Annotated in this window: 19 protein-coding genes and 1 tRNA gene; 5 read left to right on the top strand and 15 right to left on the bottom strand. The window is 70.7% G+C overall.

Features of this window, described 5'->3' with window-relative positions; all coding sequences use genetic code 11:
- Positions 1 to 142 precede the first annotated feature (142 nt).
- Genes GXW74_RS17160 through GXW74_RS17140 form a run of 5 tightly spaced genes read left to right on the top strand, consistent with a single transcriptional unit; the run spans position 143 to position 3,893 of the window.
- Positions 143 to 688, top strand: a complete 546-nt coding sequence (locus GXW74_RS17160) for a hypothetical protein (RefSeq protein ID WP_211847757.1) — start codon at positions 143 to 145, stop codon at positions 686 to 688.
- Positions 685 to 1,551, top strand: coding sequence for a DUF7146 domain-containing protein (locus tag GXW74_RS17155; RefSeq protein WP_211847756.1), 867 nt, complete (start codon positions 685 to 687; stop codon positions 1,549 to 1,551). The genes GXW74_RS17160 and GXW74_RS17155 overlap by 4 nt, the downstream gene beginning before the upstream one ends.
- The gene (locus GXW74_RS17150; RefSeq protein ID WP_211847755.1) at positions 1,544 to 3,034 is read left to right on the top strand and encodes a DUF3987 domain-containing protein; all 1,491 of its coding nucleotides are present in this window, start codon (positions 1,544 to 1,546) and stop codon (positions 3,032 to 3,034) included. Before GXW74_RS17155 ends, GXW74_RS17150 begins: the two co-directional genes overlap by 8 nt.
- Positions 3,031 to 3,591, top strand: a complete 561-nt coding sequence (locus GXW74_RS17145) for a hypothetical protein (RefSeq protein WP_211847754.1) — start codon at positions 3,031 to 3,033, stop codon at positions 3,589 to 3,591. Before GXW74_RS17150 ends, GXW74_RS17145 begins: the two co-directional genes overlap by 4 nt.
- Positions 3,588 to 3,893, top strand: a complete 306-nt coding sequence (locus tag GXW74_RS17140; protein ID WP_211847753.1) for a hypothetical protein — start codon at positions 3,588 to 3,590, stop codon at positions 3,891 to 3,893. Before GXW74_RS17145 ends, GXW74_RS17140 begins: the two co-directional genes overlap by 4 nt.
- A 94-nt stretch (positions 3,894 to 3,987) precedes the next feature.
- On the opposite strand, the gene GXW74_RS17135 is transcribed toward GXW74_RS17140, so the two are convergent.
- From GXW74_RS17135 to ilvN, 15 genes are all read right to left on the bottom strand, one after another.
- Entirely contained in the window at positions 3,988 to 4,371 is a 384-nt protein-coding gene (locus GXW74_RS17135; protein ID WP_211847752.1) for a hypothetical protein, read from the bottom strand.
- A 181-nt stretch (positions 4,372 to 4,552) separates the two neighbouring features.
- Positions 4,553 to 4,628: transfer RNA gene (locus GXW74_RS17130), tRNA-Lys, on the bottom strand.
- 91 nt (positions 4,629 to 4,719) lie between these two features.
- The gene (gene rodA / locus GXW74_RS17125; protein WP_211847751.1) at positions 4,720 to 5,865 is read right to left on the bottom strand and encodes a rod shape-determining protein RodA; all 1,146 of its coding nucleotides are present in this window, start codon (positions 5,863 to 5,865) and stop codon (positions 4,720 to 4,722) included.
- Positions 5,862 to 7,766 carry a penicillin-binding protein 2 gene (gene mrdA, locus GXW74_RS17120; RefSeq protein WP_211847750.1) on the bottom strand — a complete coding sequence of 635 codons (1,905 nt, stop codon included), beginning with the start codon at positions 7,764 to 7,766 and terminating at the stop codon, positions 5,862 to 5,864. The genes rodA and mrdA overlap by 4 nt, the downstream gene beginning before the upstream one ends.
- Positions 7,763 to 8,323, bottom strand: a complete 561-nt coding sequence (locus GXW74_RS17115; protein WP_211847749.1) for a rod shape-determining protein MreD — start codon at positions 8,321 to 8,323, stop codon at positions 7,763 to 7,765. Before GXW74_RS17115 ends, mrdA begins: the two co-directional genes overlap by 4 nt.
- 13 nt (positions 8,324 to 8,336) lie before the next feature.
- Positions 8,337 to 9,203, bottom strand: coding sequence for a rod shape-determining protein MreC (gene mreC, locus GXW74_RS17110; RefSeq protein WP_211847748.1), 867 nt, complete (start codon positions 9,201 to 9,203; stop codon positions 8,337 to 8,339).
- A 64-nt stretch (positions 9,204 to 9,267) separates the two neighbouring features.
- Positions 9,268 to 10,311, bottom strand: coding sequence for a rod shape-determining protein (locus tag GXW74_RS17105; RefSeq protein WP_211847747.1), 1,044 nt, complete (start codon positions 10,309 to 10,311; stop codon positions 9,268 to 9,270).
- A 146-nt stretch (positions 10,312 to 10,457) separates the two neighbouring features.
- Positions 10,458 to 10,733, bottom strand: a complete 276-nt coding sequence (locus GXW74_RS17100; protein WP_211847746.1) for a hypothetical protein — start codon at positions 10,731 to 10,733, stop codon at positions 10,458 to 10,460.
- Positions 10,730 to 12,310: a 2-isopropylmalate synthase gene (locus GXW74_RS17095; protein WP_211847745.1), complete on the bottom strand. Its 1,581-nt coding sequence runs from the start codon at positions 12,308 to 12,310 to the stop codon at positions 10,730 to 10,732. Before GXW74_RS17095 ends, GXW74_RS17100 begins: the two co-directional genes overlap by 4 nt.
- Before the next feature lie 255 nt (positions 12,311 to 12,565).
- Positions 12,566 to 12,832: a hypothetical protein gene (locus tag GXW74_RS17090; protein WP_211847744.1), complete on the bottom strand. Its 267-nt coding sequence runs from the start codon at positions 12,830 to 12,832 to the stop codon at positions 12,566 to 12,568.
- Positions 12,829 to 13,815 (bottom strand): Bug family tripartite tricarboxylate transporter substrate binding protein, encoded by a 987-nt coding sequence (locus GXW74_RS17085; protein WP_211847743.1) that lies wholly within the window; start codon positions 13,813 to 13,815, stop codon positions 12,829 to 12,831. Before GXW74_RS17085 ends, GXW74_RS17090 begins: the two co-directional genes overlap by 4 nt.
- A gap of 105 nt (positions 13,816 to 13,920) precedes the next feature.
- On the bottom strand, positions 13,921 to 14,862 hold the full coding sequence (gene puuE / locus GXW74_RS17080; protein WP_211847742.1) for an allantoinase PuuE: 942 nt from the start codon (positions 14,860 to 14,862) through the stop codon (positions 13,921 to 13,923).
- 46 nt (positions 14,863 to 14,908) lie between these two features.
- Positions 14,909 to 15,400, bottom strand: a complete 492-nt coding sequence (locus tag GXW74_RS17075) for a hypothetical protein (protein ID WP_211847741.1) — start codon at positions 15,398 to 15,400, stop codon at positions 14,909 to 14,911.
- A gap of 145 nt (positions 15,401 to 15,545) precedes the next feature.
- On the bottom strand, positions 15,546 to 16,562 hold the full coding sequence (gene ilvC / locus GXW74_RS17070; protein WP_211847740.1) for a ketol-acid reductoisomerase: 1,017 nt from the start codon (positions 16,560 to 16,562) through the stop codon (positions 15,546 to 15,548).
- A gap of 37 nt (positions 16,563 to 16,599) precedes the next feature.
- A complete protein-coding gene (gene ilvN / locus GXW74_RS17065; RefSeq protein WP_211847739.1) occupies positions 16,600 to 17,118 on the bottom strand; it encodes an acetolactate synthase small subunit in 519 nt (172 codons plus the stop codon).
- Positions 17,119 to 17,122: the final 4 nt, after the last annotated feature.

Genomic DNA, 17,122 nt, shown 5'->3' with positions numbered 1-17,122 from the left:
CATCGACTGAAACCGCCCGGCGCGTGAGGTGCGACCGGGCGGCGGGAACTACGCGCAGGACTTGGACGCCCGACTTGTAGGGCACTGCGCCTCCCGATGCCAGCGTCCCTCGCGTGTCGGCCAGCCTGGAAGGGCCGAGCACATGACTGAGGATTCCGCGATCCCCCCGTGGTCCGTCGCCGCAGGAGGGGCATGCATCCCTCTCCCGCACGCGGGGCAGCTCGCCGCGATGATCGCGTGGATGTCTGCTTGGGGTGTCACCTACCACGTGCCGCTAATCCGCGCCGCAGCGGCCCGGCACCTGGCGGTCATCCACCTGACTGCGCACAACCGCGTGCCAGAGGCGATGCTGTCGCAGGCGGCTGTGCCGCTGGTCGTGCTGGTTGGCGCGGACATGCCCCCGCATGCCGGCCCGTCCGCGATCCCGCAGGCCGAGGCGCTGATGCGTTGGGCCGGCGCGCTGATCGTCCATGGTGCAGCCGGCGAGCCCGCGCATTACGCCGAGGCGGTGCGCGCTGCGCTGATCAAGCGCCGGCTGTTGATGGTCGAGACGGCCACGGCGCGGCAGGGCGAATGGGCTGCTTTGCGTGAGCGCGTCGCGCCGAAACTGCCCGCGCTGTTCATCCGCACGAGGCCGGGCGTCGTCCACCCCATCGAGGCGGGTCCGGCCGGGGCGGTGCTGCAATGAACGCCACCGACATTGCCCAGGCGCTGCACCTGAAGCGCGCCGGCCGCGACTGGCGGGGCGACTGCCCCGCCTGCGGCTACCGTGGCACCTTCTCCGTCACCACCAAGGACGGCCGCACGCTCTGGCGTTGCGCGTCCTGCCAGGACCGCGGGGGGGTTACGGCGGTGGTGCGCGGCGTGATCGGCGGCAACTGGACGCCGCCCGCCCCACCGCTCGCGAGCGGCCCCGACAATGCCGGGCGCACACGCGCGGCGCTGGCACTCTGGGATGAGGCGGTGCCGCTTCCTGGCACGCTCGCCGCCATGTACCTCGCCGCGCGGGGCCTGCCGGGGGAGGCGTCCACGGCGCTGCGCTACCACCCGGCACTGCGCCATCCGCACGAGACCGCCAGCTTCCCCTGTCTTGTCGCGCTGGTGGTCTCGACCGAGACGGGCGAGCCGGTGGCGATCCATCGGACCTACCTGCGCCGAGACGGTTCGGGGAAGGCCGCCGTCGAGCCCGCAAAGGCGAGCAAGGGACCGACTGCCGGCGGTGCGATCATGCTGTCCGCGCCGATGCCGGGCGCGCCGCTGGTGATCGGCGAAGGCATCGAGAGCAGCCTTTCGGCCGGCCGCCTGATGAGCGCGCCGGCCTGGGCCGCCATCGCTGCGGGCAATCTCTCGCGCATCATGCCGCCGGCCGCGCCGAGCGAGATCGTCATCGCCGCTGACGCCGATGAAGCCGGGCAGCGCGAGGCGTGGACCGCTGCGCGGATCTGGCAGGCGCAGGGGCGGCGCGTGCGCGTCGCCACGCCCGACAACCCCGGCGAGGATTTCAACGATCTGTGGCGCGCCCGCATGGCGCGGGAGGCGCCCAATGGCTGACGGGTTCACTGTGCGCGATGCGCAACCGGCCGCGCCGGACCTTCGCGCCCTCAACCTGCATCGGCGGGCGCCCCCATCGTTCCCGCTACATCTGTTCGACGAGCGGTGGGGCGCCTGGATCAGGGACGCAGCCGAGGCGGCATCTGCCCCGCCGGACTACGTGGCCGGGCCGTTGCTTGCGGCGGCATCCGCCGTCATCGGCAATGCCCGGTGGGCTCAGGCATATCCGGGGTGGGACGAGCCGCCGCACCTGTGGGTGGGCTGCGTCGGCGATTCCGGCGGCTCCAAGAGCCCCGGCGCCGACCCCGTGCTGAAGCATATCGTTCCGGCGATAGAGCGCGAGATGCAGCGCGACTTTCCCGACCGTCTCCGCGAATGGCAGGCGGCGGCCGAGATCGCCAAGGCGCGGAAGGAGGCATGGGAAGCGGACGTGAAGCGCGCGGCGAAGAGCGGGAACCCTCCACCGCTGCCGCCTCGAGACATGGAGGCGCCGCCGGCACCGAAGGCCCCAGCGTTGCGCAGCAACGACGCGACAATTGAAGTTGTCTCCGAGCACCTGGCCGGCGGTGCGCCGAAGGGGCTGCTGATGGTGCGCGACGAACTGGCGGGGCACCTGCTCGGAATGACGGCCTACAACGACGGCGCGCGGGCATTCTGGCTGGAATCCTACGGCGGGCGACCATACCGCGTGGACCGGAAGAAGAGCCCGGTCCCGATCATCGTCCCGCACCTGGCCTGCGCGTGGTGGGGCGGCACGCAGCCGGCCCGCCTTCAGGAGATCATGGAGGCCGCAGACGATGGCCTGTTGGCCCGGTTCATGTGGTTCTGGCCGGATCCGCTGCCGTTCAATCTGCCGGCGCGCGCGCCCGACATGCCGTTCGCGGTCGCGGCACTTACGCGGCTACACACGCTTCAGATGCTGGCGACCCAGGAAGGGCCGGCGCCGATCATGGTCCCTCTCGCTGCCGACGCCCTGACGGACATGCGTGATCTGGCCCGCGAGATGCAGGGACGCCAGAAATTCGCGGGCGGGCTCATGTCGTCCGCGCTTGGCAAGGCGCGCGGCCTGGCGCTGCGACTGAGCCTGATCTTCGAATTTCTCTGGTGGTGTGCGGACGAAGGAATGCGGCCACCGCCGGCTGAGATTTCGCGGCGGGCGCTCGCGGCTGCGGCCGAGTTTGTCGCTGACTACGCAATGCCGATGGCCGAGCGGACCTATGGCGATGCGACGGCGCCGAAACCTGAGCGGGACGCCGCGACGCTGGCCCGCTGGATCGTCGCGACGAAGCCAAGGGAGGTGCATGGCCGCGCGCTGCAACGCGACGTGCGCCTTCCCGGCCTGTCGGACGCGGAGAGCATCAACGCGGCGGCGGCGGTGCTGATCGATGACGGTTGGCTTCTGCCGAGGGCCGCCCCGGAAGGTGCTGGCCGTCCGCGCGTCGCGTGGGTCGTCAATCCGGCGCTGTGGGAGGCGCTGCCATGAGCCGGTGGGGCACCCTGTTTGCGTCTCTGTCCAAGCACTCAATCGACACTATCCCCCCGGCGGGGGGCGAGGCCGGGGAGGTTTGTGTCGATTGTGTCGATTGTGTCCCTATAGAGAGCGGGGAGAATGGGGGGCGGCAACGGGCGAGCGCCGATCCTGCCGCCCCGCCTGCCGATGGTTGGCTGCGCCACCTCGCCGCCGCCATCGCCGCCGCGCTCGCGGACGGCGCCGAGCGTGAGGCCGACCCTGACGGCTGGTTGCGGCTGATCCGTCCTGATGGGCGCCGCAGCGTCACGGCGCCGCATGTCGCCGCGCAGCTATCAGCGGCCGGCCTGCTCCCCCCGCTGCCCGAGGCGCGCGAGACTGTCGAGGCCGCCGCCTGCGCCCGCCCCACCGCTTGGTGCGAGATCGAGGACGAGCCGCGCGAGGGCGACCGCTGCGGCTGCGGCAGCCGGCTCTGGTGGGTCGAACCGCAGGCCCTCACCGGATGGGCCTGCGCCACCTGCCACCCGCCCGAACACCTGCCAGCCGAGGCGGTGCGACTGGTGCGGACGTGACGCCCGCCGAGATTGCCGCCGTGGTCGCGCGGCTGCGGCCGGACTGGCGGGACGCGTCCGCGTTCTACGAGGCCCGTAGCGAGGCGCTGGCCGGGCTGCGACGCCTCGCCACCACCACCTGCGCCGGTTGCCCTGCCGCAGCCCTGCATCGCCGCGTGGCGCATCTGCGGGCGTTGCTGGCAGCCGAGCGCGAGCGCACCGCCCAGGCCCGCCGGCTGCTCGCCCAAGCGTGCCGCTGCCCGTCGCAGCCGCGCCATCCCGACGCGCGGCAATTGAGCCTGTTTGCGCTTCCCCGGGCGTGAGCCGGAAACTCGCGTGCGCGGTTACGCCCGCCTCTGGGAGATCGCCGCCCCCCGTGCGCGCGCGGCGCGTCCACGCGCCGCCGGGAACCTGCCGCTACTGCGCGGCCGCGCGGCGCTGGCATTCTTCGTAGTGGATCCGCTGCACATCGGCGAGCCGGCCTGCGTTGACCGCGCCCAGGATGCCGCCGCCCAGCGCGCTGAGGGCCACTGAGGTTGCCGTTTCCCCCTCTGTGGGTGCTCGCGCACCGCACCAAGGGCCGATCTCGCGGTAGCCACCGGCAAGCAGACTGTCGCGACAGGAGCGGTATTGGGCCTCGGCGAAGGCGCGCGGCACACTTGGTGACGTGCACCAGCGCCCCTCCCCCGCAGCGTTTCGAAATTCGATGGCGGGGGCGTCCATGGGGCTGCTCGGCGGATAATGGTCCGCGACACCGCACCCCGCCAGCACCACCGCCACCCCAAAGCCAACGGCGCGCATTTCCTCCTCCCCACGAGCCTCGCAACGCTAGCGGTATAATCCCGCCGCCGCCAAGCGCGGCGCCGCCCGCCCCTGCGTCGATGCGTGGCGGCTTGGACCAATCGCGAAGGGAATTTTCGTCTGCCGGGTCCGCATGGGGTCCGCAGGGAAAATCCGGCCTGTGGGTAACTCGGCTAAATGATGGTGGGCGCACAAGGATTCGAACCTTGGACCCGCTGATTAAGAGTCAGCTGCTCTACCAACTGAGCTATGCGCCCTCCGGACCCCGGCGTCGCCGCCGGAACCGAGGAGGCGCTATCTAAAGCCCGCGTCGGTTTTGTCCAGCCCCTTTTGTATGTCCGGCACGCATCACTCCCGCATGGGCCCCATCTCGGCATCGCGGTGCACATAGGCCGAGAGCAGCAGCCCGAAGCCCAGCATCACCGTCAGCATGGCCGATCCGCCGTGGCTGATCAGCGGCAGCGGCACCCCGCCCACCGGGATCGAGCCGGTGACCATCGCCACGTTCACGAAGACATAGAGGAAGTAGTTGGTGCCGAGCCCGATCGCCAGCAGCCGCCCGAACTGGTGCCGGCTGCGGAAGGCCACCAGGTAGCAGAAGGCCACAATCAGCAGCAGCATCCCCAGCGTCGTCAGCGCCCCGACCAGGCCGAACTCCTCGGCGATCATGGTGAAGATGAAGTCGGTCTGCTTCTCGGGCAGGAAGTTCAGGTGGCCCTGGGTGCCCTGCAGGAAGCCCTTGCCCCACATCCCGCCCGACCCGAGCGCGATCTTGGACTGGATGATGTTGTAGCCGGCGCCGAGCGGATCGCTCTCGGGGTCGAGGAAGGTGGTGATACGGGCCCGCTGGTAGTCGTGCAGCCGGTCATAGGCGATGGGCGCGGCCACCGCCGCAGCGGCGAAGCCGATGGCGAACTTCCACCAACGCATCCCCGCCGCCCAGAACACCGCCGCGCCGATCATGCAGGTGATCAGCGCCGTGCCGAGATTGGGCTGCTTCAGGATCAGCCCGACCGGCACCAGCACCGCGATCGCCGGCGGGATGAGGAAGAGCGGGTTGCCGATGCGCTCCCAGGACGCGCGATGGAACCAGGCGGCCAGCGCCAGCACCAGCATGATCTTCATCAACTCGGAAGGCTGGAGCTGGATCGGCCCGACATCGATCCAGCGCTGCGCGCCCTTGCCGATGTTCCCGTGCAGCAGCACGAGCACGAGCAGCGCGACACCGCCGAGGTAGCCGAGCCAGGCAAAGCGCGCGATCACCCTGATGTCGACCAGCGCGATGCAGAGCATCATCACCAGGCCGAAGCCGAAGCGGATGGCATGCTTCTGCGCATAGAGGTCCGGATTGCCGCTGCCGGCCGAGAGCAGCGCCACATAGCCCACCGCCGCGACGCCGCAGAGCAGCAGCACGAAGGACCACGGGATCTGCCAGAGCTTCTCCAGGATGCCGGTCCCGCGGTCGCGGGTGAGCAGACGGCGTTCGAAGATCATCGGCCCGCCTCCGCGACCCGCTGCCCCGGGCGGGCGGGGCCAAGGCGCTGGAAGGCCTCGACCATGATATCGCGGGCGAGCGGTGCTGCGGCGCCGGAACCGCTGGTGCCGTGCTCCACGATCACCGACAGGGCGAACAGCGGATTGTCGTGCGGCGCATAGCAGACGAACAGCGCATGCGGGCGCCATTCGCGCGGTACCGCATTGGCGTTGTAGCCGCGCTCGCGCTGCTCGCGCGTCACGCGGCGGACCTGCGTGGTGCCGGTCTTGCCGGCGAGCTGGCCATATTGTCCCGGGATACGCGCCACGCCGGCGGTCCCGCCGCCATTGACCACGCCCCACATCGCTTCGCGGATCAGGCGCAGGTCGGCCTCGGCGACGCCCAGGCTCGGCCAGTCCTCGGGCCGGCTGCCGCGTGCCGGTCGCCCGCCGATCGTCCGCGTCAGGTGCGGCTGCACCGCCCGCCCGGTCGCGAGCCGCGCCGTCATCACCGCCAGCGACAGCGGCGTGAGCTGGTAGAAGCCCTGGCCGATCCCATGGACGATGGTGTCGCCGATCGACCAGGGCTTGCCCTGAGCCTGGCGCCATCCGCGGGTCGGCACCAGCCCACGCCGCGTGCCCGGCAATTCGATGTCGAGATCGACGCCAAGGCCGAACCTGTTCGCCATGGCTGCGATGCGGTCGATGCCGACACGGCGGGCCATCTCGTAGAAGTAGACGTCGCAGGAGGCCATGATGGCGCTGCGCATGTTCATGCCGCCGTGGCCGTTGCGATTGTGGCAATGGAAGCGGTTGTTGCCGAAATCGAGATGGCCGGGGCAGGAGACGATGTCGCCCGGCCGGCACACCTTGGCATCGAGCGCGGCCAACGCGACGATCATCTTGAAGGTCGATCCCGGCGCGTAGAGGCCGTTGGTCGCCTTGTTGATCAGCGGCGTGGTGCGCGCCGCCGTCCATTGCCGCCACTGCGCGGCGGAAACGCCGGCATTGAAGATGTTCGGGTCGAAGGAAGGCTTGGTCGCCATGGCGAGCACCTCGCCGTTCCGCGCATCCAGCAGCACGGCGGTGGTGCCTTCGTCGATCTTGCCCCGGATCACCTTCTGCAGCTCGGCGTCGATGCTGATCTGCACGTCCTGGCCGGGAATGCCCTCCCGCCGGTCGAGCTCGCGGATGACGCGGCCGACGGCGTTGACCTCCACCTCCACCGCGCCGGCACGACCGCGCAGGATGCGGTCGTGATGGCGCTCCACCCCGGCGCGGCCGACGCGGATGCCCGGAAGCTGGAGCAGCGGGTCGTCGTCCAGGTCGCGTTCCGCCGGCGCCGCGACATAGCCCACCACATGCGCGAGGTGCTCCGTCTCCGGGTAGATGCGGGTGGTGCCCATGTCCACCGAGATGCCCGGCAGGTCCGGCGCGTTCACCTCCAGGCGGGCCATCTCCTCCCAGCTCAGGAATTCGCGCAGGATGACCGGGACGAAGCGGCGGTTGCGGCGGATCTCGCGTTCGATGCGCGCCTTGTCGTGGTCGGCGAGCGGGACGATCTTCGAGAAGGTCTCGAGCGTGGCGCCGACATCGGCGGTCTGCTCGGCGACCAGCAGGGCGCGCCAGTTCAGCCGGTTGCCGGCCACCACCTTGCCGTTGCGGTCGAGGATGCGGCCGCGCGGCGGGGCGAAGAGACGGGCGGAGACGCGGTTCTCCTCGGCGAGTGTCGCATAGCGCGCCCCTTCCTCCACCTGCAGCCGGTAGAGCCGGGAGCCGAGGAAGCCGAAGGCGCCGAGCTGGATGGCGCCGAGCACAGCGGCGCGGCGGGTGAAGATGCCGCGCCGGCGTTCCTCCTCCTTGCGGATGCTGCGTTCACCGCCGAGCAGACCGGGGCCGCCCCAAGGGCGCCAGGCGGTCATGGCGCGGTCTCCGCCTGGCGCATCGCCTCGTGCACGCGGGTCAGCAGCAGCGCGATCGCCGGGTAAAGCCCGGCCGAGAGCAGCGCGGCGTGGAGCGCCGGCGCGAAGGGCGGCAGCCGCAATGCCAGCAACGCCTGCAGGGCCCAGAACAGCGCCGCCGCCCCCACCGCCGCGGCGCAGAAGGCGAGCCACACCGCGAGGAAGGATTGCCGCGCCAGGAAGCGGCGGAAGCGCTGCACCACGCCATGCACAACAAGCAGCACCAGCACCCCGGCGCCGAGCGGCGCCAGCGTCAGCAGGTCGAGCAGCAGGCCGAGCAGGAAGATCACCGGCGGCGACATCGCCGCCGGGCGGAACACCGACCAGAAGAAGATGCAGGGCAGCGCGGTCGCGAACACCGGGGATGGCAGGCTGATCGGTGCGGCCGCCAGCACCATCAGGAAGCCGGTCGAGAAGCCGGGGAAGGCCAGCCGCGCGAAATCGTCGATGCGCCGCAGCAGCCCCGGTGCGGGGGCCGGGCGCCCATGATGGGGGCGGCGGAAGGGCGGGGTTGCCATGGCGCGCGCCAGGTCACCGCCGGCCCTGCCGGGGCTCCGGCCGGGCCACCGATTCAGGCGGCAGGATCCCGCGCAGCCCGTAGTCGAAGAGCCGCACCGCATCGAGGCGGTCGAGGCGGGCGAAGAGCTCAACCTCCGGCGCGCCCTGCGCCGAGAGGCGGACGATGCCCACCGGCAGCCCGGCGGGGAAGGCGCCGGCCTCGGCGTTGGTCACCACCCGTTCGCCTTCCATCGGCACAACGCCTTCCGGCCAGTGCGACAGGCGCGGCCGGGCGCCGTTGCTGCCGGCCATGATGGCCCGCGCCCGGCTCGATTCCAGCGTGACGGGGATGCGGCTGTTCATGTCGGTGGCCAGCAGCACGCGGGCGGAGCGGGAGCCGACCTCGGTGACGCGGCCGACGAAGCCGCGCTCGTCCAGCGCCACCTGGCCCTTGCGGATGGAATGCTGCGGCCCGGTGGCCAGCAGCACGGCGCGGGCATAGGTGCCGCCGCCATCGGCCACCACGCGGGCGGTCAGGAAGGCGGGCGCGGCCTCGGGCAGGAAATTGAGCTGCCGGCGCAGCATGTCGTTCTCGGATTCGAGGGCAAGGGCGGCGGAATGCCAGCGGCGCAGGCGTTCGTTCTCCTCGCGCAGCGACGCATTCTCCTCGCGCAGCCGGGCGAGCGCCTGCACCTCCTCGACCGCGGCGCGCACCGCGCCCATCGGCTCGGCCAGCGCGGCGTAGATGGGGGAAAGCGCATCGGAAAGGTGGCTGCGCAGGCGTTCCGCCAGCAGGGCATCCGCCTTGCCGAGCAGCATGACGCCGAAGGCCGCCGCGATCATCAGCGGCAGCGATAGCCGCGCCAACGCCTGACGGAGCGGGATGCTCAGCCGGATCACGCGCCTGTCTTCCCCCTGCCAGCCCTGATCCGGTCCCGCGACGGGCGCCGGACCGGGGGCAGCATCAATACATCGAACTCAGCACGTGGCGAAGACGCTTGATGTCCTCGAGCGCGCGTCCGGTGCCGAGGGCGACGCAGGAAAGGGCATCCTCTGCCACCACCACGGGCAGGCCGGTGGCGTCGCGCAGCACCTGGTCGAGCCGGTACAGCAGGGCGCCGCCGCCGGTCAGCACGATGCCCTTGTCCACGATGTCGGCGGCAAGTTCCGGCGGGGTGTTCTCCAGCGCGACCTTCACCGCCTCGACGATCTGCGAGACGGGTTCGTTCAGGGATTCCGCGATCTGGCGCTGGCTGACCACCACCTCGCGCGGGACGCCGTTCATCAGGTCGCGGCCCTTCACCTCGGCGAGCGGGCCTTCCTCGCCGTCGTCGGGGGCGGTGGCGGCGCCGACCTCGATCTTGATGCGCTCGGCGGTGCTCTCGCCGATCAGCAGGTTAAACTGGCGCCGGATGTAGGAGATGATCGCCTCGTCCAGCTTGTCGCCGCCGACGCGCACGCTGCGCGCATAGACGATGCCGCCGAGCGAGATGACGGCAACCTCGGTCGTCCCGCCGCCGATGTCCACGATCATCGAGCCGGAGGGCTCGGTGACCGGCAGGCCGGCGCCGATCGCGGCGGCCATCGGTTCCTCGATCAGCAGCACCTTCCGCGCGCCGGCGGATTCGGCGCTCTCCTGGATGGCGCGGCGCTCGACCGCGGTGGAGCCGGAGGGGACGCAGACGATGATCATCGGGCTCGCGAAGGAGCGCCGGTTGTGCACCTTGCGGATGAAGTGCTTGATCATCTCCTCCGCCACCTCGAAGTCGGCGATGACGCCGTCGCGGAGGGGGCGGATGGCGGCGATGTTGCCAGGGGTGCGGCCGAGCATGAGCTTGGCCTCCTCCCCCACCGCCAGGACCTGCTTGCGGCCGCGCTGGTCGGAGATGGCGACCACGCTCGGCTCGTTCAGCACGATGCCCCGGCCTTTCACGTACACGAGCGTGTTCGCGGTGCCGAGGTCGATGGCCATGTCGGCGGACAGGAAGCCGAACAGGCGTGAGAACATGCGTACCGGACCTTCCGACGGGGCCGCACAGCCCGCGGTGCGGGCCAGGGCCGCCGTCGCGACTGAGGGGGCTTGAGAGGATGGGGGCGTTTACCCCCGCGTGAGAGGACTCTCAAGCCGGATTCCCCAACCTGGCCGGGAACCGGTCAGGGGAAGGGCGGGAGCGGTTTCGTCTCGCCGGGTCGAAGGCCGCCGAGGTGGCGCAGGATCATGTCGTAATCGCGATGACCTGGCGGGTAGGCCAGGCGGGCATCGCCCATCGCCCCGCCCTGCCGCGCGATCAGGTCGAGCACGATCGTCCGGTCGGGCTCCATGCGCGCCGTGCCGATCGGCGCCGCCGAGGGCGCGGCCGGCTGGGCGCGCGCGGCGCCGGGCAGGACCAGCGTCGCCGCCAGCACCGCCCGGCGCCCGCCGCGGCTCACGCGCGGAGCACCACCGGCGGCTCCGTCCGCTCCCGTTTCACCAGCAGCTTGTTCAGCGCATGCACGTAGGCGCGGGCCGAGGCCACGATGGTGTCGGTATCCGCCCCCTGCCCGTCCACCAGCTTGCCGCCCTCCTCGAGCCGCACGGTCACGCGCGCCTGGGCATCGGTGCCGCCGGTGACCGACTGCACGGCGTAGAGCTTGAGGTTCACATCATGCGGGAAGGCGTTGCGCAGCGCGTTGAAGGTGGCGTCCACCGCGCCGTCGCCGGCGGCGACACCGTCGCGGCTCTCGCCATCCACCTCGAGCGTGATGGAGGCGGTCGGCTTCGTCGCCATGCCGGTCGCGACCGTCAGCGCCGTCAGCCGGATGCGGTCGTTGCCGCGGACGACCTCGTCATCGACCAGGGCGGCGATGTCCTCGTCGTAGACGACCTTCTTGCGGTCGGCGAGATCCTTGAACCGGCGGAAGGCGTCGTTGAGCTGGTTGTCGCCGATATCGTAGCCCATGGCCTTCAGCTTGTCGCGGAAGGCCGCACGGCCCGAATGCTTGCCCATCACCAGGGAGGTGTTCGACCAGCCGACGCTCTCGGGCGTCATGATCTCGTAGGTCGACTTGTCCTTCAGCACGCCGTCCTGGTGGATGCCCGATTCATGCGCGAAGGCGTTGCGGCCGACGATCGCCTTGTTGGGCTGCACGTCGAAGCCGGTGATGGTGGCGAGCAGCCGGCTGGTGCGCAGGATGTTGGTGGTGACGATGTTGTTCTTCGTGGCGATCGCGTCGTGGCGCGTGCGCAGCGCCATGACGATCTCCTCGAGGCTCGCATTGCCGGCGCGTTCGCCGATGCCGTTGATGGTGCTTTCCACCTGGCGGGCGCCGGCGCGGATCGCCGCGATGGTGTTGGCCACCGCGAGGCCGAGGTCATTGTGGTTGTGGGTGGACAGGATGACCCTGTCCGCACCGGGCACACGTTCGCGCACCATGGTGAAGATGCGGTGCATGTCCTCCGGCAGGGCGTAGCCGACCGTGTCGGGGATGTTGATGGTGGTGGCGCCGGCCTTGATGGCGGCCTCCACGCAGCGGCAGAGGAAATCGGGGTCGGTGCGGGTGCCGTCCTCGGCCGACCATTCCACGTCGTCGGTGTGCTGGCGGGCCAGGGAGACGCTGCTGGTGACCAGGTCCAGCACCTGCTCGGGCTCCAGCCGCAGCTTCACCCGCATGTGCAGCGGGCTGGTCGAGACGAAGGTGTGGATGCGCTTGCGCGCGGCGGGCTTCACCGCTTCCGCGGCGCGCAGGATGTCGGCGGGTGCGGTGCGGGACAGGCCGCAGACCACCGGGCCGTCCTTGGCGAAGTGCTGCGCGATCGACAGCACGCTCTCGAAATCGCCGGGGGAGGCGATGGGGAAGCCGGCCTCCATCACGTCGATGCCGAGTTCCCACAGGGCCTCGGCCATGCGCAGCTTCTCCTCGAGGTTCATGGAGAAGCCGGGCGACTGCTCGCCGTCGCGCAGGGTGGTGTCGAAGATGATGATGCGGTCGTCTTCGAGCTTGCCGAAGGAGGGATGGGTGATGGCCATGTCAGGCGTTTCCTGTTTGGCGATGATGTGGATGCGCGCGTTCGGTCCCAGGTTCCCCTGAGCGGTGTCCGGCCGAGATCAGCCGGGCGTCACGCCCAGGGGCGGATAAGTCGAAGGAGAAGGAGGCCGAGCGGCGCGCGCGCGGCGGCCGGGGCGGGGAGCCCCAGGATCAGGCCGGCCGGGATGGCGCGCATGGTCATCGCGGACGGGACTTTAGCCGCGCCCTTCCCGCCCCCGCAAGCGGGGATCGGCGGATCAGCCGCAGGTGATGCTGCGCACCACGCCGCCCTCGACGAGGACGGTCGCGCGATCCGGGCGGTAGTCCCGCGTCATCGGCGTTTCCGGGCCGCCGACGCGGATCGTGCGGATGCCGGGCATACGGTCCAGCGCGGCACGTGCTGCTTCGGGGCTGCCGCCGATCAGGGCGGGGAACTCCCCCTGGTGGCGGAAGCAGCCTTCCTGCGCCTGGGCACGGGCCGCCGCGGCCGAAAGGAACAGCAGCGCGGCGGCCAGGCGGATCATTGCGTGCGACCCTCCCGCGCGAGCTCGGCGATCAGCGGGCGCAGCTCGGCTTCCTCCCTTGCCCAGTAGGCGGCGAAGCCCTCGGGGCCCTGGAAGGTGATGGGGATGTTGAGCTGCCGCATGCGCTCGGCGTGCTCGGGTGCCCTGATGGCCCGCTCCAGGGCGCCAGCGAGCTGGGCCTGCACATCGGGCGGCAGGCCCGCCGGGCCGACGAAGGCGCGCGTCGATCCGGCGACGATGTCGTAGCCCTGCGCGCGCGCCGTGGGCACGCCCGGCAGGAAGGGACTTTCCTGCGGGGAGAGTACCGCGAGCGCCCGCACCGCCCCCTGCCGCATCTGCGCGCTGGCGGTGCCGACGGCGAAGATCGCCGCTTCCGTCTGCCCCCCGAGCAGCGCCGTCAGCGCCGGCCCCGCGCCGTTGAAATGCACCTGGTTGAAGCTGACGCCCGCCAGGCGCTGCAGGCGGATGGAGGCGAGGTGCTCATGCCCGAGCTGCCCGTTGTCCGACATGCGGAAATCATCCGGCCGGGCCTTCGCCGCTGCGACCATGTCCGCCAGGCTGCGTAGCGGGCTGTCGGCGCGCACCACGATGGCGCCGGGGTCCGTCACGTGGAGCGCGAGCGGCGTGAAGCTCTCCCGCGTGAACCCGGCCTGCCGCGCCGGATCGAGGTAGAGCGTGGTGGTCTGCGGCCAGAGCCCGTAGGCGATGGTCAGCCCGTCCGGCCGGGCGCGGGCGACCTGCGCCATGCCGATCTGGCTGCCGGCGCCGGGGCGGTTCAGCACCACCACGGGCGCGCCGAGTTCCCGTTCGAGCAGGGGTGCGAGGGCGCGCGCGCCGATGTCGTTCCCGCCGCCCGGCGGATAGGGAACGATGAGTTCGAGCGTTCGGCCGGCCTGCGCCAGCGCGCCGCGCGCGAGGGCGATCGCCGGCAGGGCAAGGACGGCGCGGCGGCCCGGGGCGGCGAGGTGGCGAGGCGTGGTCATCAAGGCATCTCCAGCATGGATCCCGGCGCCCGGGCGGAGCGCCCGGTCCGGCGGCGATGCACGCAATACCCGTGCCGCGCGGCGGTCCGGCCGCGTGGAGCGATGCTACGCCGCCGGCGGGTGCGTCGCCCACCAGTGGCGCGCGATGTCGGCGCGGCGGCAGACCCAGACGTCCTTCTCCCGCGCCACGCGGGCGAGGAAGCGCTGCAGCGCCGCCGCGCGCCCGGGGCGGCCGACGAGGCGGCAATGCAGCCCGACCGACATCATCTTCGGCGCCCCGGCCCGGCCTTCGGCGAGCAGCACCTCGAAGGCGTCGGTGACGTGCCTCTCCCACCCGTCCGGCCCCGCGAAGCCCGGCGGCACGGCGTATTTCATGTCGTTGTTGTCGAGCGTGTAGGGGATGACGAGGTGCGGCTTCCCCGCCGCCGTGACGTAGTGCGGCAGGTCGTCGTCATAGGCGTCGGAATCATAGAGGAAGCCGCCGTGCTCGGCGACCAGCCGCCGCGTGTTCGGGCTGATGCGGCCGGTGTACCAGCCGACGGGGCGGGAGCCGGTCAGGCGCTCGATGGTCGCGACGCAGCGGGCGATCTCGGCGCGCTCCGCCGCCTCGTCCATGCCGTGGTAGTCGATCCAGCGCCAGGCATGGGAGGCGACCTCATGCCCCGCGGCGGCGAAGGCGCGGGCGGCCTCCGGGTTCAGCTCCAATGCGCGGCCGACGCCGTAGACGGTCAGCGGCAGGCCGTGCGCGGCGAAGGCGCGCAGCACGCGCCAGACGCCGGCCCGGGCACCGTAGTCGAACTGGGATTCCACCGTGCGGTTGCGTTCGCCGAGCACGGGGGAGCCGCCGGGGACCTCATGCAGATAGAGCTCGCTGCCGGCATCGCCGTTCAGAACCGTGTTCTCGCCGCCCTCCTCGTAGTTCAGCACGAAGGAGAGGGCGAGCTTCGCCCCGCCCGGCCATTGCGGGTCGGGCGGCGTCGGGCCGTAGCCCAGGAAGTCGCGCGGGTAGTCCGTATCGGCGGCGAGGAGATGCGGCGTCTCTGTCATGGCAACAGCCTCCGGCCCGCCGCCGCCCGCCGTCAAGCGCGCGGGATCAGCCGCGGGGTACGAAGGACGGCACGTCGCTCGGACCGAGCGTCGGCCCGCAGGCCAGGGCCTGGGTCGTGCCCGTCACGCGGCCGAGGTCGTCCAGCAGGTCGTTCGTCAGTCGATAATCCTCCGACTGCTCCGAGGCGCTGCTGGTGAAGCGCGTGTTCTGTCCGGTGCGCTGGTTCGTCCGCGCTGCATAGGTCCAGACCGGCTGCCACACCCCGCCATCCATGTAGACGATGTAGAAATACGAATAATCCATGTCACCTTCTGTGGTGTCATAGATGTCGTATTTCAGATGGATGGAGCCGATCCGGTACTGGTATTCGGTGCTAGAACCGCTGAATTCCTGGTAGCGGCCGCGGTCGTTCTTCTCAAGGTCGAAGCGGAAGTGGTGCTGGTTGTTGCGGCCCCATTCCAGCAGGATATACCCGCGTGGGTTGTAGCTGGTGCGGCCGATGTCGCGCAGCTCGCCCTCCGTGATCACGAACCCCATCGATGTCGCTCCTTCGCCCCCGCGAGGACCGGGATGCTACCGCAACGATGCGGCGGCGGCGACCTCTTCCCGCATGACGCGATCATGAAAAGGGCGCCGGAGATCTCCCCCCGGCGCCCCTTCGATCCGCCGCTGGCGGCCCGGATCAGTTCTTCGCCTTGTCCACCAGGGCGTTCTTCTTGATCCACGGCATCATGCCGCGCAGCTTCTCGCCCACTTCCTCGATCGGGTGCTCGGCCAGGCGGCGCCGCGTCGCCTTGAAGGAGGCCTGGTTCACCTTGTTCTCGAGCATCCAGTCGCGGGCGAAGCGGCCGGACTGGATGTCCTCCAGCACGCGCTTCATCTCCGCCTTGGTCTCGGCGGTGATGATGCGCGGGCCGGTGACGTACTCGCCGTATTCGGCGGTGTTGGAGATCGAGTAGTTCATGTTGGCGATGCCGCCCTCATAGATGAGGTCGACGATCAGCTTCACTTCGTGGAGGCACTCGAAATACGCCATCTCGGGGGCGTAGCCGGCCTCGACCAGCGTCTCGAAGCCGGCCTTGATGAGCTCGACCAGGCCGCCGCAGAGCACGGTCTGCTCGCCGAAGAGGTCGGTCTCGCATTCCTCCTTGAAGGTCGTCTCGATCACGCCCGAGCGGCCGCCGCCGATGGCGGAAGCGTAGGACAGCGCGATCTCGAGCGCATTGCCGCTCGGGTTCTGGTGCACCGCGACCAGGCAGGGCACGCCGCCGCCCTTCTGGTACTCGGAACGCACGGTGTGGCCCGGGCCCTTCGGCGCGATCATGAAGACGTCGAGGTCAGGGCGCGGGTCGAGCAGGTTGAAGTGCACGTTGAGGCCGTGCGCGAAGGCGATGGCCGCACCCTGCTTCAGGTTGGCGTGCAGGCTCTCGCGGTAGAGGTCGCCCTGCAGTTCGTCCGGCGTCAGCACCATGACGACGTCGGCCCACTTGGCGGCATCCGCCGGGGTCATCACCTGGAAGCCGGCGGCCTCGGCCTTCTGCCAGGACCCGCCGGGACGCACGCCGATGACCACGTCCTTCACGCCGGAATCGCGCATGTTCATCGCATGCGCATGGCCCTGGCTGCCGAAGCCGATGACCGCGACCTTCCTGGCCTTGATCAGGTTCACATCCGCATCGCGGTCGTAATAGACGCGCATCGTCGCGCTCTCCTTCCCTACGGGGTCTCGAAAGAATTCAGATCAAGCCGCGCGGCCCGCGCGCGATCGCCACCGCACCCGTCCGCGACACCTCCGCCAGCCCGATCGGCCGCATCAGCGCGCAAAAGGCGTCGATCTTCTCCGCCGCGCCCGTCATCTCGAACACGAAGGATCCGGTGGTCGCATCCACCACGCGGGCGCGGAAGGCATCCGCCAGCCGCAGCGCCTCGACGCGGTTCTCGCCCTTGCCCACCACCTTGATGAGCGCCAGCTCGCGCGTCAGATGCGGGCCTTCCAGCGTCAGGTCCGACACCTTGTGCACCGGCACCAGGCGGTCGAGCTGCGCCTTGATCTGCTCGATCACCATCTCGGTGCCGGAGGTCACGACGGTGATGCGGGAGATCCGCCCCGTCTCGTCCACCGGCGCGACCGTCAGGCTGTCGATGTTGTAGCCGCGGCCCGAGAACAGGCCGATGACCCGGGCCAGCACGCCGGCCTCGTTCTCCACCAGCACGGCGATGGTCGCCGCGCGCTGCGCGTTTCCGTTCTCCGACATGTTC

Origin of the sequence: Neoroseomonas eburnea (assembly GCF_018129005.1) — a bacterium.
Classification (GTDB): domain Bacteria; phylum Pseudomonadota; class Alphaproteobacteria; order Acetobacterales; family Acetobacteraceae; genus Neoroseomonas; species Neoroseomonas eburnea.
Note: the sequence above shows the minus strand (reverse complement) of the source record. Positions and strands in the feature narration are given on the sequence as shown.